The sequence below is a fragment of the Niallia sp. RD1 genome, from assembly GCF_024219955.1.
Classification (GTDB): Bacteria; Bacillota; Bacilli; order Bacillales; family Cytobacillaceae; genus Niallia; species Niallia alba.
Genome location: NZ_CP100420.1, coordinates 2,581,849 through 2,602,703 on the forward strand (window position 1 = coordinate 2,581,849; position 20,855 = coordinate 2,602,703).

The window sequence follows — 20,855 nt, forward strand, 5'->3', positions numbered from 1 at the left end:
GACTGAATCCCTTTCTTCTATTGTATTATAAGCTTCGATTATATTGATATTTTTTCCATTGGAAACGGATGAAGCAGCCAATACAAAATCCAAGTATTGCAACAATGGAAGCAATCCCAACCATGATCGAAAAGATGTAACCAAGGACAGTCCAGTTAAGGAAAAAGGAAAGGGAACCAATTGTTAAGCAAAAAATGGCAATTATTTGGTTAAACTGTTGCTGATCCCAGTCCTCTTGATGGTATTCCTTCTTTGGCTTTTTTAGAAACAAACTTGCTACTTTCATAATGGGATTCCATTGAAATAATAATCCACAGATTCCTGCAATAAGTGGAATAAGCATAATCCAGTATTGCTGCAAAACTAAACTAAGTAAAACAGACAGAAAAATAACCCATTGATTAGTACGAACTAATGGTAGAGGAATTGTTTTCACCAGATCAGTCATAAAACCAACCTTTCTTATAAGAATTATATATATTATACGCTCTTATAAGGGTTTTGTTAAGTTAATAAACTCCTATTTGTTTTGCTTTTCTTCTTCTATAAAATTCCAGAGTCTATATAGCTGTGGAACTGTTCTTTCCGGGTCTTTAATGAGATGGGTATACAGAGTTGGGTATTTTTGCAATTGCGAAAGCAGTTTTGATTCTTCGAAAGAAATGTTATTATCCGTCGCTTTACTATGATAGGTAGCTCTTGTTTCCTTTGTTTCTGATCGGCCAAGTAGATAATCCGTGCTTACATCAAAATAATCCGCAAGTTTTTGTAAGGTGTCTGTATCAGGTTTTCGATTTCCTGTTTCGTAGCCCGAGATTGATACCTTGGTTACATTCATTGCATCCCCAAGTGTTTGTTGAGAAATGTTAGCAGACTTCCGTAAATGTCTCAATCTTTCTGGAAAATTCATCTAAACCAGCTCCTAATTTCGATACCTCTATTATAAGTTAACATTTAGCTAACAGTAAATAATGAATTTTTGTTAACAAATTCGGAATTTTATATTGATGTAAACCACTTGTTTACGTATAATTTTAATAAGGAAAAAAATGATAATTGGGAAGATGAGGTGTAAAAAATGCATCGGAATAAACTGCGTATCATAAGAAAGCAATATGGCTATACCTATCAAATGATGGCTGATAAGCTAGGAATTACGAAGTCTTATTATTGGCAAATCGAAAATGGCAAACGAGGTTTATCTTATGATCAAGCAGTACAGATATCTAGTATTTTTTCAAAAACACCAGACGAGATTTTTCTTCCAGATTATATAAAGCTTAAATGATGATTTCGTGATAAGGATAGAATTTCAAATGAATGAGGGAGGCTTAAAGTGAAGGAGCAAATATACGTAACCGAAGAAAATCTTTTACTAATAAAAGAGGCAATGGATTTTAGTATAGAAAATGCGTCCAAAGGAATTCTATTCGTTTTAGAAATGGTGAGAGAGAAGGTGTCGAATTGTGATGATAGTATGTTGAGGTTGGATGGAATGGAAATGGAAATCATTCTTGTTTCACTCATCGAATATGGTATCTATTTATTATCATTCCATTCAGATAAAGGGAGTTTATGTATGATAGAAGCAATTAGAATAGATCAGCTTAAGCAGGGCTATCAAAGTAGAAACGGTCCGAAGATAATGTGTTAACTATACTATTTAGCTAGTGGTTAGATGGATTGGTTGATTTTCTTCTCGTACTATGTAAGAGTAGAAGGACAAACGAGAGAGGAAGATCAGAGTGGAAAAAAGAAAAGTTGGTTTTATTGGGTGTGGAAAAATGGCCCAAGCGATGGTAAATGGAATGCTTCAATCATCTTTTATGCAAAGAGAAGATATTTTCGCAAGTACGAAGTCAATGGAAAGTGCACAAATGATTATGGAAACTTTTCAAATAGAAACAACGTTAGATAATAAGCAAGTAGCAGGCTTCGCTGATGTTCTTATTATTGCAGTAAAGCCGCATTTATATGGAGAAGTCATACAAGAAGTAAGCTCTTATGTGAAGAAGGAAACAATCCTTGTAACGATTGCTGCAGGAATAGATCTAGCATACATAGAGTCTAAGATGTCTAAAGAGATAAAAGTTATTCGTTCCATGCCAAATACACCTTCCCTTGTAGGGGAAGGAATGACTGTTTTTTTGTGCAAATGACAAGGTAAACGAGAATGAGATAGCTTTTATAAAAGACTTGTTTGCGTCATTTGGACAAGTGGAAATGGTGGATGAAAGCTTAATGGATTATATTCCAGCCATTAGTGGATCTTCTCCAGCATATGTATATATGTTTATTGAAGCATTGGCAGATGGCGGCGTTCGAAGCGGAATTCCGAGAGATAAAGCTTATAAATTGGCTGCTCAAGCTGTTTTGGGAGCAGCGCAGATGGTTTTAGAAACAGGCAAGCATCCTGGAATTTTGAAAGATGAAGTATGCACACCGGGTGGAGCAACAATTGAAGCGATCACGACGCTAGAACAAAATCACTTTAGGGGAACCATTTTAGCGGCAATGGAAAGTTGCAATCAGAAAAACAAAGATATGCAAAAATAGTTATATGTAGAAAATGAATCCATCTAGATATTGTTCTATCTAGATGAAAATTCATTCTATATAATAGTAGACATGAAAATGATTAATCAGGCAGCAACTTAAAAATCATGTACTCAAAGGGATGCTTGATCGATTAAAAAAGGAGAAAGATCTTCAGGTAGTGTGTGGAATAGGCGAAATAATTCTCGTAAATGATAAATTTGAAGAAATAGTCGGAGAATCGAAAGAAACGATATTTTATTCAGGCTGTGGATGGGATGAATGGAAGCATCAATTAGCAGCTCACTTTAAAGATGAGGAAGGGTTACTGCAGTACATCGAAGCATCGATTCAGGAAAAACAGAACAAGTCTTATAGTGCTTTCATGAAAGATGGGCGAGTTATTAACATTTATGCAGAGGAACTTTATAGAGGAGACGTCAAATTTGGGACAATCCTAGTTTATAGAGATATAACGAAGGAATATGAAGTCGATAGAATGAAGTCTGAGTTCGTAAGCACTGTAAGCCATGAGCTACGGACACCGCTAGCAAGTATTCTTGGATTTACCGAATTAATGATTAATCGAGAATTAAAAGTGGAAAAGCAGAAGAAATATTTACAGACGATATATGGAGAAGCGAAAAGACTGACATCCTTAATAAATGATTTCCTAGACATACAGAGGATGGAAGCAGGGAAACAAACCTATGAAAAGAAAAATATTGATCTTTTGCCAATATTGGAAAGAGTAAAGGATAATTTATCTATTAATACTCCCTCTCATATTATCCAAATTAACCAATTGGTAGAGGAAACGATGGTTATTGGTGATAAAGCAAAAATGGAACAGGTGATGGCTAATCTTTTAAGTAATGCTATTAAGTATTCTCCAAATGGAGGAAAAATTGAGATTAACATATATAAAGAGCTTGATCAACTACGTGTAGCTTTTAAAGATGAAGGTCTAGGAATACCAGAAACGGCAATGGATAAATTATTTACTAAGTTTTATCGAGTAGATAATACGGATAGGAGAAAGATTGGTGGCACAGGACTAGGGCTTTCCATTGTTCAAGAAATAATGAATGCGCATGATGGGAAAGTGATGGTTGAATCAGAATATGGAAAGGGAAGCACGCTTACACTTGTTTTTCCGCTCATCCATGCAATTCAAGTAGTGAGGAAGCTCTAGAAAATAAGCAAACATACTCCATCATGGTAATAGAAGATGATATTAGTTTGGGAGAACTAATTGTTCATGAACGAAAGGATAATGGCTTTCAGGTCGTTTATTATAAAAATACTCAAAAATCCTAAAATGATTGGAATTAAAATGCAAGTCTAGTAATTAAAAGGAGAGGCAAGAGATGCTTCTCCTTTTAATTACTAGACGGAAATTCTTTTTTTCGATAATAAAGTTGTAAAAATTGCTACACAGAAGATGGTTATAAACGATGCAATAAAAGTAGAAAACCCAACAATTTTATAGCCACTCAATAAAACAATCCCATCTATTAGAAAAATAATGACTCCTACCTGAATAGATAGAATGTTTGAGAGAACTTGGGCAAGAAGATCAGTCCCACCAGTGCTTGTCTCAAAACGAAGCATGAGACCAATACCTACTCCAATAACAACTCCCCCTAAAATCGCACTTAATACAACGTTCAATGAAAATAAATTCCTTAAAAAAGAAAGAATATCAATGGAAAAGGAAGAAATAAGAAATCCAAAAATACCATAAATAAAATATTCTTTGTTGTAAAACCAAACGAGTATATACAAAGGAATACTTAAAAGAATCATCGAAAGACCTGTTGGAATTCCATAGTGATAATGAAGAATAAGCCCAATTCCAATAATCCCTCCATCTAAAAGATGATGAGGTACTAAAAATCCATTAACTCCAATACCTATTAGTAAGCTCCCGACAAATGTAGCAGCGATTTTTTCTATCAATAAACATCATCCTAACTTTACCTTGTCCATTGTACTTATAACTATGTGTTAAACAATAAAAATAGAAGAGATTCATAGAGGGGAAAAAAGGAAAATTTTATCCCACTCTTAACGGGTGGTAAGATCCCAAGCTCAAGCTGCGGAAAATCGAGGAAGCTAAGGTGGTGCGAATCTTGCCTAATGGTCCAATAAGTGTAACTAACTCTCAGTGGAGGAAGAGCGAAGTTAACTTAATAAGAATCATCAAATAACTTAAATAATTATTTGAAAAAACAGAAAAATAAGTTGTCAGATAGGTAGAATAGCAATAAACTTAAATTTAATAAGAAAAATCAGGGGATGAAAGCATGTATAATCAATTATCATCTTTAAGGACGGAACAGCAAGTTGAATTGTTAACGAAACAACTTATTCAAATCGAAAGCTATAATGGAACTGCTGGGGAAGTAAATAAGGCTAACTATTTATTTGAAATAATTAGCTCTTTTCCTTATTTTCAAACACATCCAAATCATGTTTGGAAACAGGAATTGGATGGTGATAAACGGTTCAATGTATGGGCATATTTGCAAGGAAATACAGATAAAAAAGAAACGGTCATTTACCATGCGCATGTAGATACAGTAGGAATAGAAGATTATGGAAAGCTAAAAGATATTGCACATAATCCCGATAAATTAGCGGAGTTTTTCCAAGGGTACGAAGGGGACGAAGAGACTCGAGAAGATGCACAGAGTGGAGAGTGGATGTTTGGTAGAGGTTCTCTTGATATGCAAAGTGGAATAAGTATTCATCTCGTGAATCTTCTCTATTATATGAACAATAGAGAAAAGCTAGATGGCAATATTCTAGTTTTATTCAATGTCGATGAGGAGAATCAACATATTGGCATAAGAGGCGCGTTAGATGAACTTGTTCGTCTTCAGCAAGAAAGAGGATTAAGCTATGTAGCGGCTATTAATAATGATTTTATTTCTCCTTTATATAATGGGGATAAAGCAAAATATGTATATTGTGGCGGAGCAGGTAAGTTATTGCCGTGTTTTTCGATCCTAGGAAGAGAGGCGCATGTTGGTGAAAGCATACTTGGTATTGACCCAACGTTAATCGCTTCAGAGATTAATCGAAACATTAATCAGAATTTTTCGCTAGCCGAAAAGCTGGATAATGAATTAGTGCTGCCACCTAGTTGTTTATTCATGAAAGAAAATAAGCAAAGCTATAATGTGCAAACGCCTCTTAGTACCAGGATGTATTTTAATTATTTTATTTATAAAAAAACACCAAGTGAAGTTTTAGTCGTCTTAAAAAAAATTGCCGAAGCAGCATGCGCAAAAATAGAAAGCGAATTAGCTGAGAACTATTTGGCATTTCGGAAAGCGAATCAGCTGCCAGAACGCTCGGTTAATTGGGAAACAGATGTGATAACTCTTCAAGAATACATGGACTATTTAAAAAAGAGTGGAGAGGAACCAGAAAAGCTGTTGGAATCTTTACTAGTTAGCTTACCTGAGGATTTAGATGATCGTCTAAAAGCTTTTGCATTAGTGGAATCCTTACAGCAATTAGATCCGGAAAAGAAGCCTCGCGTTATTCTCTTTTTTGCTACACCATTTTTACCATCTAATACGTTACAAGAGGATGAAAAATCTGTTTCTTTAAAAGAAGCACTTAAAGAAGTATTACACGAATCGGAAGAGGAATATAAGGAAGAATTTCCATTAAGAGGATATTTCCCTTATTTATGTGACGGAAGCTTTTTAGCATTTAATGGAGATCAAGCAGAGATTGAAACAGTAAAAGCAAATTTTCCAGGAATGCATACGTTATTTCCAATAGATCTTGAAAAAATGAGTAATTTAAATATCCCTGCTTTAAATATTGGTGTCTATGGAAAAGGTGGGCATAAATGGACAGAAAGGGTATATAAGCCATACACATTCCAAACCTTGCCATTGCTTATAAGAAAGGTTACAGAAAGATTGCTTTCGCTTTAAATACAAAAAAATCTTTACCCAATTTGGTAAAGATTTTTTTGTATGACTAGATTATTTAATAATAATAAGTTATTAGAGATACTGAGCAGTCTCACCGCTCGTCCCACGGAAAGCGGTGAGGCCGCGTGTAAATAGCACTAACCTTTATAATGATATTTATACAAAAAATTACTTAAAAAAAGAAGTGCAAGATATAATAACAAATTGCAGCTATGCTAGCTGAAATTGGTAATGTAATTACCCATGTAATGAGCATTCTTTGTGCTGTTCCCCATTTAACCCCTTTTAATCGGTGTGATGAACCAACACCTAGGATTGAAGAAGAAATAACATGAGTTGTACTAACTGGTAAGTGGATTAAAGTTGACCCAAAAATAATCATTGCGCCTGTTAGGTCAGCTGCAACTCCATTTACTGGGCGAATTTTCATGATGTTTCCACCTACTGTTTTAATAATTCTCCATCCACCAACAGATGTTCCTAGACCCATTGCAGCGGCACAGGCAAACTGTACCCAAAACGGAACTTCATCTGTTGTAACATAATTATTAGCTAATAAAGCCATTGTGATAATCCCCATTGCTTTTTGGGCATCATTTGTACCATGAGTATAAGACTGCAATGCTGCCGTGAATATTTGAAAATAGCGGAAGCGTCTATTTGTTTTTGTTAAGTTTAAATCTCTAAAGAAAAATTTAAAGATCGAATAAACAATATATCCAACGATAAAGGCGATGATTGGTGAAAGAATCAATGCCTGAATAATCTTAATAAATCCAGTGTAATTAAGGGAAGCAAATCCGGAAGATGCAATAGCAGCTCCAGCGATTGATCCAATAATGGCATGGGAAGAACTACTTGGTATCCCATAATACCATGTAACTAAGTTCCAGATAATAGCAGCGATTAATGCGGCAAGGATAACTAGTGATCCATTTGTTAAATCAAAAGGATTAACTATTCCTTTTGTAATCGTCTTTGCAACACCTGTAAATGTCATCGCACCTATAAAGTTCATACATGCTGCCATAATAATCGCATGTTTCGGTTTTAAGGCTTTTGTTGACACTGCAGTTGCAATTGAGTTGGCTGTATCATGGAAGCCATTGATAAAATCAAATGCTAATGCAAAGACAACGATTAATATAGTAAGTATTAATAGTGTATTCATTGGAAAAAGACTCCTTACGCGTTCTTCATAATAATACTCTCAAGTGTGTTTGCAACACTTTGACAGTAGTCAGCAATATCCTCAAGATTTTCATACACTTCTTTATATTGGATAATGCGAATAGGATCTTTTTCTACAGAGAATAGGTTTTTAATGGATTGACGTAAAATGCCATCACATTTAGATTCATGGTCTTTAATTCTAATCGCATATTCTCTAATTTTAGGTAATTTTTTGGTTGTAAGCAGATCCACTGCTTTGTCGATTTCAACTGCACAATTCTTAATTTCTTCCACAAAACGAAGCATGTATTCGTCAGCGCTAATGATGTTGTACATTTCAAATAGTGCTGCCGTATGCTCAAGGCCATCTAATACATCATCCATGCTCATTGTAAGAGCTAGAATGTCTTCTCTTTCAATGGGAGTAATAAATGCTTTATTTAATTCTGTGATAACTTCATGAACATATGTATCACCTTTTGTTTCAATTTCCTTCATTGTTTCAGAAAAAGTTTTTAAATCGCTAACGTTTGTTAATTTATAGTCAGCAAAAAAATCTGCTCCTTCTTTTAAATTTGAAGCGATATTTTTTAACATAACAGCAAACTTATCTTGTTTTTTAAAAACCATTGCGGTTACCTCCATTAATATATAACAAAATATGACTAAGCCTTACATATTGTATAGGAAAGTTGTCGAATATCCTAGTATTTTATAAAGAAATTTACAAAATCTTAATATTTGGTTTACAAAATTTTAAGAAAATAACATTACATTTTTACAAAGTTCGCACTAATTTAATAATTATCGTCTATTTACAGAGATAAAATCGTAACAATCTGCTTCTCTGCCCATAAAGTGTCCAATTTATTGTTTCAGAATATAGTAATAACATAATGTCCAAGTAAGGAGGAAGAAAATTGTTAATGGATGATACTATTTTGATACGAAAAACCCTAGAGAAGGATCTCGCCTATGTGATAAGTACTGAAAATGATCCCACAAATAGTCCTTATATATTACAATGGTCATTACAGGAACATAAAAAAGCGATATCAACTGATTCTAATCTCTTACATTTGATTGTTCTAGACAAAGCATCGGAAAAACCAGTTGGTTATGTCTTAATTAATGGACTGGAAGATGAAAGTAATAGCATCGAAATAAAAAGAATTGCCTTTTCCGAGAAAGGGAAGGGATATGGAAGAAAAATGCTTCAGTTAATAAAAAAATGGGCTTTTACCGAAAGGAAAGCAAATCGGTTATGGATAGAGGTAGTCGATCATAATAATCGTGCAAAGTCTCTTTATGAATCAGAAGGCTTTAAGATAGAAGGATTACAGCGCGAAGCAATAAAATTAAACGATAACTACCAATCCATCTATATGATGTCCATGTTAAGTAGTGAATATAAGTAAGTGGAATGTTTAAAGGATTGACGAATAATTAATGCCATATATATGAAGGAAAAGGTGAAACAGTGGAGAAGAAAGTAGTCCTAATAACAGGTGCAAACAGTGGGTTTGGTAAATGGATGGCACTAGAGTTTGCAAAAGCAAATTATACAGTTATAGCATCAATGAGAGATAGAAATAAAAGCAAACCATTAATCGACATCGCAACTAAAATGGGGGTAATGTCCAATATTGAAATTATTATTTTGGATATTACTTCCGACAAATCAGTTGAAAACTTAACATTATATTTACAGGAATTTGGACGAGTAGATTTGTTAATAAATAATGCTGGTTATGCTGGAGCTGGTTTTTCAGAGGAAATACCCATCCAAGAATATCAATTGCAAATGGACACAAACTTTTTTGGGACAATTCGTGTAACACAAGCTGTTCTACCGTTTATGAGAAAACAAGGTCAAGGAATGATTATTAATATGAGCAGCATAAGTGGAGAAATCGGATTTCCTGGCATGTCCCCTTATGTATCCTCTAAATTTGCATTAGAGGGATGGAGTGAGTCCTTAAGATTAGAATTAGCACCTTTTTCAATTCCTGTTATCCTCATCGAACCTGGTTCTTTTCAAACAAATATTTGGACAACAGGGAAAAAAGTTACGGAGAAATCCACCTTGGCGACATCACCATATTTTACTTACATGAATCAGTTAGATACATATTTACAAAAAAATAGGAATAAGGATGGAGATCCAAGGGAGCTAGCTAGAAAAGTAGTTGCTATTGCTCAAAAAAAACAGCCCAAAATGCGTTATGTAGTTGGAAAAGGAACGAAAAGTACTATCCTTGTTAAACGCATTATCCCGTGGAAATGGTGGGAGAAAATCGTTCTATTTATCTTAAAATAAAAATATATTAGGAAGTAGTCGCTTATTGTTAGCGACAGTATATAGAAGTTTCACTTTATAGTGCAATCATATTTATAGAGAAGCATTCAAATAAGTGTTATTATATGGATAATTCTGATTTTGGGGGTGTTTTGTTTGGTCTATAGCATCGAACAAAAAGTAAGGCTACATAATGGAGTAGAGAAACCACAATTGGGTATCGGAGTCTTTAAAGTAGAAGAGGGAGATACGGTTTTTCATACCGTGCAAACTGCTTTGGAACTAGGTTATCGTGCTATTGATACTGCTGCTATTTACAGAAATGAAGAAGGAGTAGGAAGAGCAATAAAAGAAAGCGTTGTCTCTAGGGATTCCCTCTTTATCACCACAAAAGTTTGGAATGAGGATCAAGGATATGATTCGACACTAAAGGCATTTGAGACAAGTTTAAAGAAGCTTGAATTAGATTATCTTGATTTGTATTTGATACATTGGCCAGGAAAAGATAAGTATGTTGAAACATGGAAAGCGCTTGAGAGATTGTATGAAGAAGGAGCAGTTAGGGCGATTGGTGTAAGTAATTTTCATGAGCACCATTTAGACCATTTACTTGCAAATGCAAATGAAAAACCAACTGTTAATCAGATTGAGCTACATCCACGACTTTCTCAAGAAAATTTAAGAGAATATTGCAAGAAAAAAGATATCAGAGTGGAAGCATGGTCCCCGATTGCGAAAGGTCGGTTAGTAAATGAACCTACCCTTAATTATATTGCCAAAAAGCATGGGAAAACCCCAGTTCAAGTTATTTTGCGCTGGCATCTACAAAATGGACATATTATTATTCCTAAATCCATTCATCCTGAAAGAATCAAGGAAAATGCAGAGATATTTGATTTTCAACTAAGCTTAGTGGAAATGGATCAAATAGATCAATTAAATATGAATGAAAGACTTGGTAGTAATCCAGATGAATTGCTATTTTAATTTAAATTAGTGTACCTGTAAAACGGGACAAAAAAGATCTACCCTATAATGAATAGGTGTAGATCTTTTTTGTTCGGAACCATTTGTATGAATATTCATGAAACAATGAATCTTTTGTTAGGTTTAAAAGCAGCACAGGGTGGTAAATATAAGTACAAGCAGATAGAGAAGATAACCGTACGGGATAATAAAGCTGCAGCATGAATTCTTCCCTGTCTCATGAAAAAAATAAAACACTATAATAAAAAGGAGTGTTAAATATGGGATTTTTATGGTCATTAATTATAGGTGGTATTATAGGATGGTTAGCAGGCTTAATTGTAGGTAAAGATATTCCTGGCGGAGTGATTGGAAATATCATTGCTGGTTTTGTTGGTGCATGGTTAGGTTCATTAATTCTTGGTGATTGGGGTCCATCGATTGCTGATTTTGCTCTAATTCCAAGTATTATTGGAGCTGTTGTCCTAGTATTTATTTTAAGCCTGATTATGCGTGGGATGCGTAAAACAACATAATGGATAATAAAAAAGGGAAATGAGCTTTTTTAAGCCATTTCCTTTTTTTTTGAAAAACTATTTCAACAACTCTTCCCAGTCGTCATCAGGGAAAATAGGTGGGCTGTCCATTGGAGGGGCAAAGACGGTAATTTCTTCCCCAGAAATAGGGTGGATGAATTGAATTTTTACGGCATGCAATGCTTGGCGATGAAAAATTGGTTGGCCACCGTAAAGTGTATCGCCAGCAAGCGGATGATGAATGGAGCTCAAATGAACTCTAATCTGATGGGTTCTACCTGTGTCTAATGTGCAAGATATAAGCGTTAATCCTTGATTAGGCAATCGATTCATTCGTTTGAAATGCGTGATTGCATTTTGTCCCGTTTCTGAAATTCTTCGGCGGCTACTGTGATGTCTGTCCTTCCCAATAGGCTTATTAATGGTTCCTTTTTTCTGCGATAGGAATCCTTGTACAAGTGCGATATATGTCCTCTTGATTTTTCTTTCCCTCAACATATAATCAAGCATATTAGCGACTAAATCGTGTTTGGCAAAAAGAATACAGCCAGTTGTATCTCGATCCAATCGGTGAATATGCTTTAATTGTCGTTCTTCTCCATTCATTAACAAATGATAGGCAACACCATTTAATAAAGCAGAAGCATCTTCGGGAGAATGAGGATGTGTATCTATCCCATCTGGCTTATTAACAACGAGAAGAAAGTCATCCTCATAAAGAATGGAGAGATCCATATAGGTCGGAATAATGTCATTTGGCTCCTGCTGAAAGAGCTTAATTTTTAAAATATCTTCCTGCTTAAGCAACGTATTCCAAGGAACATTTTGGTTATTTACCTGTACTTTTTTCCCCATTTTAGATAAGTGGATTTGTTTTTTTGAAGCTAATAAAATTTGTGAAAATAATGCCTCGATTGATAAACCTTCCCATTGGAAAGGGATTTTAAGCAGTAGCCAGTCTCCTTTTCTTTCAAATAGCATATATAAATCTCCTTTATCTTTTTGTGTCATAATTATAAAAGTGTCTTAAATCTAACTTAGTTATCATATCATGGTTTTAATTACCACAGAAATGGTTTTGAGGGATATGTTAGACTAGGGTTATTACTTTGTGTAGTGTAAATTTATAAAGAAATAAAGAGGGTGTTTCATTTCATGAAAGTTGTTTTTGCATCAACACCAACACAAGAGGAAAGAATTAATGAACTGGTTCAGACCTTTTATTCAAAGATATTTCCTTTCTATTTTTCAGACAAGGAAATTAATAAGTTCGAGCGATTGAAGGTTCTTGCTATCACTCCTGAAAAAGCACAGTTATTAAGTACGTTAAAAACATCTTATCAAGTTATTGCAAGTTTGCAAACCCTTGTGAATATACTGGAGGATCCAGAGAATAAATGTAAATATAAGCATTTATTCGAAAGAAATGTACAAATATTAGAGGACTTAGATATTTTCTTCCCATTTGATTTAGCAAATTTTAAAATTGATGTTAATGGAAATTCGTACAATCAAGCAAATTTTAGTATGTATGCAGAGGCGAATAATCAGTATTTACTATAATTTATTCTTAGTTGCCTAGGTTCCTAATTAATTGAAAAATAAGCCACCGCTGTTATCAGAAACTGCGGTGGCTTATTGCTTTATTTAGTAACACTATATTCCTTTAACCATTGTTTAAATACAGCAGGCTCTCTGTAGCCATTGATTCGACTTACTTCTTCTCCATTTTTGTACTGAACAATTGTTGGCGTGGATTCAATATTGTATTTATCCCAGCCTTCTTCAAATTCCCATAAGTTATATTGATCGATGGATACATTTAATTCTTCAGCAAGTGGCATTAGTTCTGGTGTAGTCTGTTTGCAGTACATACAATCTGAGCTAAAGAAGTAGACGGTAACATCTTCTTCCGTTTTTAATTTTTCCTCTAGTTCACTAGGAAGAATAATATTCTGGTAATTTGGATCATCTAATAATTCAATTGTTTCAGGTTTTAAATTATCTTTTTTATACATATTGCCTTCTACAGCTTTTTCTTTTTGCATATTAGATAAAAAGGCTACCCCTGCAAATAAAATAATAATAAAGACTAAGAAAAATATTACTTTTTTCATTCATTCATCTCCTTTGTTTTTTTCCAAATGATAAGGCTGCAAGAAAAAATAATGATAAAGCCAATGAGTGCCATAAAGGGGATGGTTATAAACCCTAACCAATTTATGTATTCGCCTGTACAAGCAACCGGTCCACATGCAGCAGCTGCTTCAAAGATGCTAGCTAACTTTTGGAGCGAATAGTGATAAATGGAAATACATGCACCAATACCAGAAAGAATCATGGTGTAAAAGGTGATTTTATAATCCTTTCGTATCACCGCAATCCCTAAAATAATTACAAACGGGTACATTAATATCCGCTGATACCAGCATAAAGTACAAGGAACAAACTCTCTGATTTCTGAAAAATAGAGGCTGCCGAACATGCTAAGGACAGCTGCAATCCATGCTAAATATAAGATGTTCTCTCGGGAATCCTTTTGCTTTGTTTTTTCTTTCATACGAGTCTCCTTTACTGTCGTTTATTTACTACTAAAATTAATAAAGGTATTTTCACTATAGAAAAAGTATAAATGTATTCGGAATTGATGTAAACAAACTAGATTTCATTAAAGGAGATAGATTATATCTGAAAAAAATGGGGAAATGTAGAAATAGTAAATAGAAAGTAAAATTTCTTTAAAGAAGAGACATTTATAAGGGAGTCAAATAGTATGCCAAAATTGGATTTATCAAGATTTGAAAAGAAATTAATTATCCGAAACACTGATTATCAGGATATTGATAAGATTATGAAGCTGCAAGCAGAGTGCTTTCCAGGCATGGATCCTTGGAAAAATGATCAATTAAAGAGCCATATTGATATCTTTCAGGAAGGACAATTTGTGGCAGAGTATGATGGAGAAATAATCGGTTCCTGTTCTAGCTTGATCATTAACTTTGATGAATATGATGCCCGCCATACATGGGATGAAGTGACAGATGGTGGATATATAACAAACCATAATCCAGATGGCTATAATCTTTATGGAATAGAAGTAATGGTAGATCCAGCTTATCGGAGAATGAAAATAGGTCATCGTCTTTATGAAGCTAGAAAAGAGTTGGTACGACGTTTAAATTTACAAAGTATTATCATTGGCGGTAGAATTCCAAATTACTATAAGTATGAAGATCAAATGACGGCAAGAGAATATGTGCAGGAAGTTCTGCATCATAAAATATACGATCCGGTCTTGTCTTTTCAATTATTAAATGGATTTACGCTAATGCGAATTAATCCCAACTATTTGCCAGACGATGCACAATCGAAAAGTTATGCAACGATTATGGAATGGAATAATGTCGAATATATGCCAAAATCCAAACGTTTTTTCAAAAGCAGCAATCCGGTGCGTATTTGTGTCGTTCAATATATGATGAGGCAAATATATAGCTTTGAAGATTTTGCCAACCAAGTGGAGTATTATACAGATGTGGCCTCTAATGCAGAATCAGATTTTGTTGTGTTTCCAGAACTGCTTACTTCTCAATTAATGTCATTTATGGATGAACGTGTTCCAAGTACGGCCATTAGAAAGGTAACAGAATATACCGAGCAATATATTGAACTTTTTACGAATTTAGCGATTCGTTATAATATTAACATCATCGGAGGTTCCCATTTTGTGAAGGAAGATGATGAAGAAATTTATAATATTGCTTACCTTTTTAGACGAGATGGAACGATTGAAAAACAATATAAATTACATATAACTCCTAATGAACGGAAATGGTGGGGAATAAGACGAGGAGATGCGATTAGGGTTTTTGATACAGATTGCGGAAAAATCGCGATTCAAATTTGCTATGATATTGAATTTCCAGAGCTTGCTCGGATTGCAACAGATATGGGAGCGAAAATTATTTTTACCCCATTTTGTACAGAGGATCGTCAAGGATATTTACGAGTACGCTATTGTGCACAAGCAAGAGCAGTTGAAAATCAAATTTATACGGTTATTGCTGGAACTGTCGGCAATTTGCCGCAAACAGAAAACATGGATATCCAATATGCACAATCGGCAATCTTTGCACCATCCGATTTTGAATTTGCACGAGATGGAATTGTTGGCGAAACCAACCCTAATATCGAAATGGTCATGATCGGGGATGTAGACTTAGAAATATTAAGACGACAACGCCAAAGAGGAACTGTGCGCCAATTAAAGGATAGAAGATTTGACGTTTATCGAATTGAATATAAAAAGTAAGGGGTATGAAAATGAGTCATATTTAAGGCTCCGATTCTAAAATTTAGAGGTTTATCTACAGACTGAAACCACGGCCGAAAAGCCGTGGTTTTTTGGTGGAATTCTATAGATTACATTGTGGTTGTGTGAATCCATTCATCTTCTACTAAATCGTTGGCGTGATCGATGTAGCGTAATAATGAATATAAATGTTTTTCTATGACAGAATAATCATGTTCAAAGTTGTAGGCGTGTAGAAATTGTTCGATTTTTTTTGAGAGAAAGTTATCATGGGTTCTTACCATTAGTATAAGAAGATTATCCCACTCTGATCGATGTGTATAATATAGGGCTCGATCATAATCTGATTTATTCATTTTAATGCCTCCTTTTGTGGGAAGGAGATGATTATATTATATGACGAAAGAGAAGAATGTTACCCACTAAAAGTTGGCTATATTGATTTAAAAGGATTTTCTATTTTTACCTGTATAATTTCATGTGAAGAAAGGAAGAAGAAATTGACTGTAATATGAATAAGGAATGCTACATATTCACAATATAAACAAAAAAGGGGTTATTATGAAACGGCGACTTATTATTATGACAATCATCATATTTCTACTTTCTATCTATCCAAAGGAATATCATGCAGATTCAGTTATTGATGTGAATAAAGAGTATACATACGAAGAATTTCAAGAAGATGTTTGGATTTTGAAGAGTAAATATAAAAAGCAGTTACAGGTGCATACGATTGGAAAATCAGAATTTGGGAGGAAGATTTACGCGGTTCAAATAGGTACAGGAGAAAAAAGCGTTCTTCTTTCTGGTGCCCATCATGGAAGAGAATGGATAACTTCTTTGTTAACAATGAAAATGACAGAAGATATTGCAGCAACAATGAAAAATGGAGACAACTTTCTTGGTTCCTATTCCATTTGGATTGTACCGATGATTAATCCGGATGGAGTCACGATTCAACAAGGGAAAATTAATAAATTCCCGTTTTTTTCTAAAAGAAAAATTAAGAAGATGAATGGTGGTATAGATGATTTTACGCGCTGGAAAAGTAACGGACTAGGAGTGGACCTTAATCGACAGTATCCGGCTGGATGGGAGTATTTAAAGGATTCAAAAAAAGAGCCTTCCTATAAAAATTATAAAGGTAAGGCACCATTTGAGGCAGCAGAAGTACAAGCGATTGTAAAGTTAACAGAAAAAATTAAACCAACAATTGCTGTAGCTTATCATTCGTCTGGGCAAGAGATTTTTTGGCAATATAATAACGGTGTTAATGAGGAAAGAGACCAAATGATTGCAGAAGTTCTCGCAAAAGAAACAGGATACAAGCTGGGGACACCTAACAAAGATGCAATTGGGGGTGGATTTACAGATTGGTTTATTACTACCTATCATTTGCCAGCTTTTACAATCGAAATATGTCCATTGGTAGACGAGCGCGATCCTTCCTTAATTAATTTTTCAAATGAATGGGCAAGAAATAAGGCCATTCCAAGAACACTGATAGAGGAAGCAAAAAAAATAGATGCGGTACATAAAAAAATGTTAGGGGACTAATAATAAGAAAAAATATTGGAGGTATTTATGAAAACTAGATCTTTATCCATTCTTATTGTTAGCGTGACGGTATTAATTATGGCATTTATGTTTCCGTCCCATAATGTAGCTGTATAGGAACTGGATTATAAAAAATTCGGCTCCATCGCAATTGCTGTTGTAAAAGCAGATTATCCAGAAGAGTCTGTAACAGACTATAAATATTTAGGACGAAAAAAAATATCAGCACAAGAGGAACAAGATTCCTTTCAATTTGTAGTGAAAGAGGATGGAAAGGAAAAAAACGTTATCGTTACTATTAACCATAGAACACAAGATGATAAATTTATCTCGCTAGTAGTAGAAGAAGCAAATCCTTAAAAAAAGACCGAAAAGGTCTTTTTTTAAGGATTTTTTCGCAAAGTTTGTTTGCGATAACCCGCAGCCAGAATACACTTCGCCTCCGGGGTCTCAGACTGTCTCGCTAATCCCCGTGGCGTCTTCGTGTATTCCGGCTGCTCCATTTTTCCAACTCATCCATCTTTTTGATTAAATAACAAATACTTTAGAAAACAGTCTTTTTTAATAAACATCTTTCTTCGTAAATACAAGGAAAGAGATAATAATCCCAGCTACACCCCAAATAGACAGTACAATAAGGGAGAAGGGAAGGGACATTCCTTCAATGGGAGGAATATTTCCTTGGAGATAATCTGTTAGACGCAAGTTTACCATGAAAAAGTACTTTGCTGCCTCCCAAGAAGATGCAATCGAACTAATGATGGAACCAGAAATCAAGAATGCAAGCATGGCCCCCATTCCCGCTGCTGTACTTTTAATAAGGACGGAGAACATAAAGGAAAGGGTACCTACTACTACCGATACAAACCAACCGAGCCCAAAAATCATAAGAATGTATTGCCATTGAGGGATTAAATGGACATTGGCTGTATTTAATTCACCAGCCTGCACTGTAAACCCAGTTAATATGGGGGCTGTCCAACCCGCATATCCAAAGAATAGCCCGGAAATAAGGTACGAAAATAACCCAAAAATAAATAAGATAAAGGAAACAGATAAAAGGAGCGTGATATATTTACTTAACAGGATTTTCCAACGCCTTACTGGTCTTGTCAGTAACAGCTTAATGGTGCCAAGACTTTTTTCAGAAGAAACCATATCAGCTGAAATAATCATGACCATTAAAGGAAGAAGCAACTGAATCGAATTATCTAAAAACACGCGCAAAAAGGTTGGAGCACCTGGCTCTTGTGGGTTAATGTTGTTATCAAGATAATATTGACTTTGATCAATTCGAACCTTTAATTGGGAGCGGAATTCTTCGGAAATCCCACTTGAACCAATTCGGTTTTGCATATCAACGATAGATTGTTGTAGAGTGACACGCCAATCCGTATCTCCAATTCTTTTTTTGACGTTTTCCATTTCGCGATGCTGTGCATACGTAAACATTGTTATCATGATTCCGATGATTATCGTTACAACTAATAATCGCTTACTTTTAACGAGTTTTAGCATTTCATTATAAATAAGTTTATTCACCGACGGAGTCACCTCCTGTGAGCTCTAAGAATAGATGCTCAAGAGATGGAATTTGTCGATTCATTTCTTTAATATCTACATTAGCTTCTATCAATAATCTACTCCACTGAGAAACTTCTTCTTCGATGTATGGAGTAATCACAACATCCTCTCGTACTGTGACAGAAGGAGCAAGCTTTTTCAAGATTTCTAGCCCTTTTTCTACAGGGGTAAATCGCCAAATTAACTTCTCGTTTTGGGTTAGTAAAGTATGTACTGATTCAGTATGGATGATTTTTCCGTCTAAAATAATGGATACACGATCACATAAAAGTTGAATCTCACTTAATAAATGGCTGGATACTAATACACTTAGCCCTTCTTCCTTCGCAAGAAACCGAATAAATTGCCGCATTTCTCTTATACCAGAAGGATCTAATCCATTAGTTGGCTCATCTAGTATTAATACTTTCGGCCGGCTTAATAGTGCTTGACCAATTCCAAGACGTTGGCGCATCCCGAGGGAATAAGTTTTAACTTTGTCGTGAATACGATCAGTTAACCCAATTAATTCAACAACTTCTGTTATTCGTTTATCGTCTGTATTTGTTAACATCCGAGCAAAATATTGCAGGTTTTCCCAGCCAGTTAAATACGGATACAACTCTGGATTTTCTACAATGCAGCCTAAGCGCTCCATTGCCTTTGAAAAATCTTTTTTAACCTCGTATCCACAAATGAATATTTGACCAGATGTTGGTTTGATTAATCCAACTAGCATGCGAATTGTAGTTGTCTTTCCAGCCCCGTTTGGTCCAAGAAAGCCGAAGACTTCTCCACTTTTTAATTCAAAGCTAATGTTTTTAATAATATCTCTTTTTCCAATTCTTTTCGTTAAATGCTGAACAGATAGTGTAATGTCACTCATTGTCATTTACCTCCCAGGAGATAAGGGATGCCACACGTTCAGCCATTAGCTGATAGCCCTTTTTATTTGGATGAAAATGGTCAGAATATAAATATTGCTGAACATTCTGCTGGAAAATATCATAGGTTGGGACAAAAATGGTTTGGGCATAATTAGCACATATCTCCGCTGTGGTATTATTCCAAGTGCGAACTACTTGAGAAGTTAATGCACGATTGTCTAGATCATTAAAAGGATTGTATAAGCCCATTAAATAGATGGGTGCATCTGCATTAATGGAGCGAATAGTTGTTAGTACCGTCTGCAATTGTTTAGAATAGGCTTCCATTAATTTGCTTATGGAATCTTCTTCAATCTCAGTAAGGGATTGGCCACCTTGAAAAAGATCATTCCCTCCTATCGTTATAAAGAGAAGGTCAGCATTTGCTGTTTGTCTTTGTATTTCCTGACCTGTTAATTGCTCGGCTAATTTATCTGTCGTTAATCCTTTTATTCCATAGTTGGTAATCTTGATTTCTTCTTCGGTCTTTTCAGCTAAGGCTTCCTTTAGATAACCAATATATCCTTTTCCGGTATCATCACCTGTCCCTCGCGTGAGAGAATCACCTAAAGCTAAAAGGTGGACGCCATCAGCTTCTATTTCTTTCTGATTCGCGGTATTTGTTGTTTGGGGCTTTTCAGCTGGCTGATTAGTATAATCAACTAGAACCCATCCTAAGCCGATTATCCATAATAAACAAACGATGCTTGATAATGTTAATATTGAAACGGTTAAGTTTTTTCGCAACGCTGAACCTCCTATCAAATGAAATTTTTCACAAAAATGGAGAGAAATAAACCTATCAATCGTTAAACACTTTTCTATTTTCATTACACCAGATCCCAAAAGAAGAAGGGAATAGAATTATTTTTTAAAAGGTATCAAAAATAGAAGTGGCCAACCAAAGAAGATAGCCTGAAAGAGGAGATGAAAAAGGGTTGTTTTTAATGAAGTCTGTTTTCGTAAAGTTTGTTGCGATTACCCGTAGCAGGAATACACTTCGCTTTCCGTGGGGCTAAGCATAAG

General features: G+C 34.9%; 27 protein-coding genes. 15 read left to right on the forward strand and 12 right to left on the reverse strand.

Features of this window, described 5'->3' with window-relative positions:
• Positions 1 to 25: 25 nt before the first annotated feature.
• Positions 26 to 448 (reverse strand): DUF4395 domain-containing protein, encoded by a 423-nt coding sequence (locus tag NKG37_RS12305; RefSeq protein WP_169188054.1) that lies wholly within the window; start codon positions 446 to 448, stop codon positions 26 to 28.
• A 72-nt stretch (positions 449 to 520) separates the two neighbouring features.
• Positions 521 to 910 (reverse strand): helix-turn-helix domain-containing protein, encoded by a 390-nt coding sequence (locus tag NKG37_RS12310; protein ID WP_016201875.1) that lies wholly within the window; start codon positions 908 to 910, stop codon positions 521 to 523.
• Positions 911 to 1,078: 168 nt separating this feature from the next.
• On the opposite strand from NKG37_RS12310, the gene NKG37_RS12315 reads away from it, so the two are divergent.
• The 5 genes from NKG37_RS12315 (at position 1,079) to NKG37_RS12330 (ending at position 3,730) form a co-directional block, all read left to right on the forward strand.
• Positions 1,079 to 1,288 carry a helix-turn-helix transcriptional regulator gene (locus NKG37_RS12315; protein ID WP_016201876.1) on the forward strand — a complete coding sequence of 70 codons (210 nt, stop codon included), beginning with the start codon at positions 1,079 to 1,081 and terminating at the stop codon, positions 1,286 to 1,288.
• A gap of 48 nt (positions 1,289 to 1,336) precedes the next feature.
• On the forward strand, positions 1,337 to 1,654 hold the full coding sequence (locus NKG37_RS12320) for a hypothetical protein (RefSeq protein WP_016201877.1): 318 nt from the start codon (positions 1,337 to 1,339) through the stop codon (positions 1,652 to 1,654).
• 91 nt (positions 1,655 to 1,745) lie between these two features.
• The gene (locus NKG37_RS26325; protein ID WP_367976426.1) at positions 1,746 to 2,159 is read left to right on the forward strand and encodes a pyrroline-5-carboxylate reductase family protein; all 414 of its coding nucleotides are present in this window, start codon (positions 1,746 to 1,748) and stop codon (positions 2,157 to 2,159) included.
• Positions 2,160 to 2,196: 37 nt separating this feature from the next.
• Positions 2,197 to 2,556 carry a pyrroline-5-carboxylate reductase family protein gene (locus NKG37_RS26330; RefSeq protein WP_367976427.1) on the forward strand — a complete coding sequence of 120 codons (360 nt, stop codon included), beginning with the start codon at positions 2,197 to 2,199 and terminating at the stop codon, positions 2,554 to 2,556.
• A gap of 121 nt (positions 2,557 to 2,677) precedes the next feature.
• Entirely contained in the window at positions 2,678 to 3,730 is a 1,053-nt protein-coding gene (locus NKG37_RS12330) for a sensor histidine kinase (RefSeq protein ID WP_254416278.1), read from the forward strand.
• Between the two features lie 194 nt (positions 3,731 to 3,924).
• Here NKG37_RS12330 and NKG37_RS12335 read toward each other — a convergent pair whose 3' ends face one another.
• Positions 3,925 to 4,497 (reverse strand): YitT family protein, encoded by a 573-nt coding sequence (locus NKG37_RS12335; RefSeq protein WP_016201882.1) that lies wholly within the window; start codon positions 4,495 to 4,497, stop codon positions 3,925 to 3,927.
• 347 nt (positions 4,498 to 4,844) lie between these two features.
• Between NKG37_RS12335 and NKG37_RS12340 the strand changes: the two genes are divergently transcribed.
• Positions 4,845 to 6,494, forward strand: a complete 1,650-nt coding sequence (locus NKG37_RS12340) for a M20/M25/M40 family metallo-hydrolase (RefSeq protein WP_254416279.1) — start codon at positions 4,845 to 4,847, stop codon at positions 6,492 to 6,494.
• Between the two features lie 172 nt (positions 6,495 to 6,666).
• On the opposite strand, the gene NKG37_RS12345 is transcribed toward NKG37_RS12340, so the two are convergent.
• Positions 6,667 to 7,665 carry an inorganic phosphate transporter gene (locus NKG37_RS12345; protein WP_016201884.1) on the reverse strand — a complete coding sequence of 333 codons (999 nt, stop codon included), beginning with the start codon at positions 7,663 to 7,665 and terminating at the stop codon, positions 6,667 to 6,669.
• A gap of 14 nt (positions 7,666 to 7,679) precedes the next feature.
• Entirely contained in the window at positions 7,680 to 8,297 is a 618-nt protein-coding gene (locus NKG37_RS12350) for a DUF47 domain-containing protein (protein ID WP_016201885.1), read from the reverse strand.
• 296 nt (positions 8,298 to 8,593) lie between these two features.
• Between NKG37_RS12350 and NKG37_RS12355 the strand changes: the two genes are divergently transcribed.
• The 5 genes from NKG37_RS12355 (at position 8,594) to NKG37_RS12370 (ending at position 11,468) form a co-directional block, all read left to right on the forward strand.
• Positions 8,594 to 9,085, forward strand: a complete 492-nt coding sequence (locus NKG37_RS12355; RefSeq protein ID WP_040342801.1) for a GNAT family N-acetyltransferase — start codon at positions 8,594 to 8,596, stop codon at positions 9,083 to 9,085.
• 62 nt (positions 9,086 to 9,147) lie between these two features.
• On the forward strand, positions 9,148 to 9,987 hold the full coding sequence (locus tag NKG37_RS12360) for an SDR family oxidoreductase (protein WP_016201887.1): 840 nt from the start codon (positions 9,148 to 9,150) through the stop codon (positions 9,985 to 9,987).
• Positions 9,988 to 10,122: 135 nt separating this feature from the next.
• Positions 10,123 to 10,953: an aldo/keto reductase gene (locus tag NKG37_RS12365; protein ID WP_016201888.1), complete on the forward strand. Its 831-nt coding sequence runs from the start codon at positions 10,123 to 10,125 to the stop codon at positions 10,951 to 10,953.
• 69 nt (positions 10,954 to 11,022) lie between these two features.
• Positions 11,023 to 11,157: a hypothetical protein gene (locus NKG37_RS26090; RefSeq protein ID WP_263479830.1), complete on the forward strand. Its 135-nt coding sequence runs from the start codon at positions 11,023 to 11,025 to the stop codon at positions 11,155 to 11,157.
• A 56-nt stretch (positions 11,158 to 11,213) separates the two neighbouring features.
• A complete protein-coding gene (locus NKG37_RS12370; protein ID WP_016201889.1) occupies positions 11,214 to 11,468 on the forward strand; it encodes a GlsB/YeaQ/YmgE family stress response membrane protein in 255 nt (84 codons plus the stop codon).
• Between the two features lie 57 nt (positions 11,469 to 11,525).
• Here the strand turns inward: NKG37_RS12370 and NKG37_RS12375 are convergent, their stop codons facing one another.
• Positions 11,526 to 12,449 carry an RluA family pseudouridine synthase gene (locus tag NKG37_RS12375; protein WP_169188057.1) on the reverse strand — a complete coding sequence of 308 codons (924 nt, stop codon included), beginning with the start codon at positions 12,447 to 12,449 and terminating at the stop codon, positions 11,526 to 11,528.
• Between the two features lie 174 nt (positions 12,450 to 12,623).
• Here NKG37_RS12375 and NKG37_RS12380 point away from each other — a divergent pair, with 174 nt between their 5' ends.
• Entirely contained in the window at positions 12,624 to 13,031 is a 408-nt protein-coding gene (locus tag NKG37_RS12380) for a DUF5365 family protein (protein WP_016201891.1), read from the forward strand.
• Between the two features lie 80 nt (positions 13,032 to 13,111).
• On the opposite strand, the gene NKG37_RS12385 is transcribed toward NKG37_RS12380, so the two are convergent.
• Positions 13,112 to 13,585, reverse strand: coding sequence for a thioredoxin family protein (locus tag NKG37_RS12385; protein WP_254416280.1), 474 nt, complete (start codon positions 13,583 to 13,585; stop codon positions 13,112 to 13,114).
• Complete coding sequence (locus tag NKG37_RS12390) at positions 13,582 to 14,028, reverse strand: disulfide oxidoreductase (RefSeq protein WP_101730388.1); 447 nt, start codon at positions 14,026 to 14,028, stop codon at positions 13,582 to 13,584. The genes NKG37_RS12385 and NKG37_RS12390 overlap by 4 nt, the downstream gene beginning before the upstream one ends.
• Positions 14,029 to 14,241: 213 nt before the next feature.
• Between NKG37_RS12390 and NKG37_RS12395 the strand changes: the two genes are divergently transcribed.
• The gene (locus NKG37_RS12395; RefSeq protein WP_254416281.1) at positions 14,242 to 15,780 is read left to right on the forward strand and encodes a bifunctional GNAT family N-acetyltransferase/carbon-nitrogen hydrolase family protein; all 1,539 of its coding nucleotides are present in this window, start codon (positions 14,242 to 14,244) and stop codon (positions 15,778 to 15,780) included.
• Between the two features lie 110 nt (positions 15,781 to 15,890).
• Here the strand turns inward: NKG37_RS12395 and NKG37_RS12400 are convergent, their stop codons facing one another.
• Complete coding sequence (locus NKG37_RS12400; RefSeq protein ID WP_101730386.1) at positions 15,891 to 16,136, reverse strand: YhdB family protein; 246 nt, start codon at positions 16,134 to 16,136, stop codon at positions 15,891 to 15,893.
• A gap of 205 nt (positions 16,137 to 16,341) precedes the next feature.
• Here NKG37_RS12400 and NKG37_RS12405 point away from each other — a divergent pair, with 205 nt between their 5' ends.
• Together NKG37_RS12405 and NKG37_RS12410 are read left to right on the forward strand one after the other, a co-directional pair.
• A complete protein-coding gene (locus NKG37_RS12405) occupies positions 16,342 to 17,340 on the forward strand; it encodes a M14 family zinc carboxypeptidase (protein WP_254416282.1) in 999 nt (332 codons plus the stop codon).
• Between the two features lie 150 nt (positions 17,341 to 17,490).
• Positions 17,491 to 17,700, forward strand: coding sequence for a DUF3889 domain-containing protein (locus tag NKG37_RS12410; protein ID WP_254416395.1), 210 nt, complete (start codon positions 17,491 to 17,493; stop codon positions 17,698 to 17,700).
• A gap of 201 nt (positions 17,701 to 17,901) precedes the next feature.
• Here the strand turns inward: NKG37_RS12410 and NKG37_RS12415 are convergent, their stop codons facing one another.
• Genes NKG37_RS12415 through NKG37_RS12425 form a run of 3 tightly spaced genes read right to left on the reverse strand, consistent with a single transcriptional unit; the run spans position 17,902 to position 20,576 of the window.
• Positions 17,902 to 18,882 carry an ABC transporter permease gene (locus NKG37_RS12415; RefSeq protein ID WP_101730383.1) on the reverse strand — a complete coding sequence of 327 codons (981 nt, stop codon included), beginning with the start codon at positions 18,880 to 18,882 and terminating at the stop codon, positions 17,902 to 17,904.
• Positions 18,875 to 19,789, reverse strand: a complete 915-nt coding sequence (locus NKG37_RS12420) for an ABC transporter ATP-binding protein (protein WP_254416283.1) — start codon at positions 19,787 to 19,789, stop codon at positions 18,875 to 18,877. The genes NKG37_RS12415 and NKG37_RS12420 overlap by 8 nt, the downstream gene beginning before the upstream one ends.
• The gene (locus NKG37_RS12425; RefSeq protein ID WP_224428060.1) at positions 19,782 to 20,576 is read right to left on the reverse strand and encodes an SGNH/GDSL hydrolase family protein; all 795 of its coding nucleotides are present in this window, start codon (positions 20,574 to 20,576) and stop codon (positions 19,782 to 19,784) included. Before NKG37_RS12425 ends, NKG37_RS12420 begins: the two co-directional genes overlap by 8 nt.
• Between the last annotated feature and the right edge of the window lie 279 nt (positions 20,577 to 20,855).

What these genes read in the sequence shown, in the direction of transcription:
- NKG37_RS12305 (WP_169188054.1), bottom strand. Translation starts at nt 448, where the DNA reads ATGACTGATCTGGTGAAAACAATTCCTCTACCATTAGTTCGTACTAAT.
- NKG37_RS12310 (WP_016201875.1), bottom strand. Translation starts at nt 910, where the DNA reads ATGAATTTTCCAGAAAGATTGAGACATTTACGGAAGTCTGCTAACATT.
- NKG37_RS12315 (WP_016201876.1), top strand. Translation starts at nt 1,079, where the DNA reads ATGCATCGGAATAAACTGCGTATCATAAGAAAGCAATATGGCTATACC.
- NKG37_RS12330 (WP_254416278.1), top strand. Translation starts at nt 2,678, where the DNA reads ATGCTTGATCGATTAAAAAAGGAGAAAGATCTTCAGGTAGTGTGTGGA.
- NKG37_RS12340 (WP_254416279.1), top strand. Translation starts at nt 4,845, where the DNA reads ATGTATAATCAATTATCATCTTTAAGGACGGAACAGCAAGTTGAATTG.
- NKG37_RS12345 (WP_016201884.1), bottom strand. Translation starts at nt 7,665, where the DNA reads ATGAATACACTATTAATACTTACTATATTAATCGTTGTCTTTGCATTA.
- NKG37_RS12350 (WP_016201885.1), bottom strand. Translation starts at nt 8,297, where the DNA reads ATGGTTTTTAAAAAACAAGATAAGTTTGCTGTTATGTTAAAAAATATC.
- NKG37_RS12355 (WP_040342801.1), top strand. Translation starts at nt 8,594, where the DNA reads ATGGATGATACTATTTTGATACGAAAAACCCTAGAGAAGGATCTCGCC.
- NKG37_RS12370 (WP_016201889.1), top strand. Translation starts at nt 11,214, where the DNA reads ATGGGATTTTTATGGTCATTAATTATAGGTGGTATTATAGGATGGTTA.
- NKG37_RS12375 (WP_169188057.1), bottom strand. Translation starts at nt 12,449, where the DNA reads ATGCTATTTGAAAGAAAAGGAGACTGGCTACTGCTTAAAATCCCTTTC.
- NKG37_RS12380 (WP_016201891.1), top strand. Translation starts at nt 12,624, where the DNA reads ATGAAAGTTGTTTTTGCATCAACACCAACACAAGAGGAAAGAATTAAT.
- NKG37_RS12385 (WP_254416280.1), bottom strand. Translation starts at nt 13,585, where the DNA reads ATGAAAAAAGTAATATTTTTCTTAGTCTTTATTATTATTTTATTTGCA.
- NKG37_RS12390 (WP_101730388.1), bottom strand. Translation starts at nt 14,028, where the DNA reads ATGAAAGAAAAAACAAAGCAAAAGGATTCCCGAGAGAACATCTTATAT.
- NKG37_RS12395 (WP_254416281.1), top strand. Translation starts at nt 14,242, where the DNA reads ATGCCAAAATTGGATTTATCAAGATTTGAAAAGAAATTAATTATCCGA.
- NKG37_RS12400 (WP_101730386.1), bottom strand. Translation starts at nt 16,136, where the DNA reads ATGAATAAATCAGATTATGATCGAGCCCTATATTATACACATCGATCA.
- NKG37_RS12405 (WP_254416282.1), top strand. Translation starts at nt 16,342, where the DNA reads ATGAAACGGCGACTTATTATTATGACAATCATCATATTTCTACTTTCT.
- NKG37_RS12420 (WP_254416283.1), bottom strand. Translation starts at nt 19,789, where the DNA reads ATGAGTGACATTACACTATCTGTTCAGCATTTAACGAAAAGAATTGGA.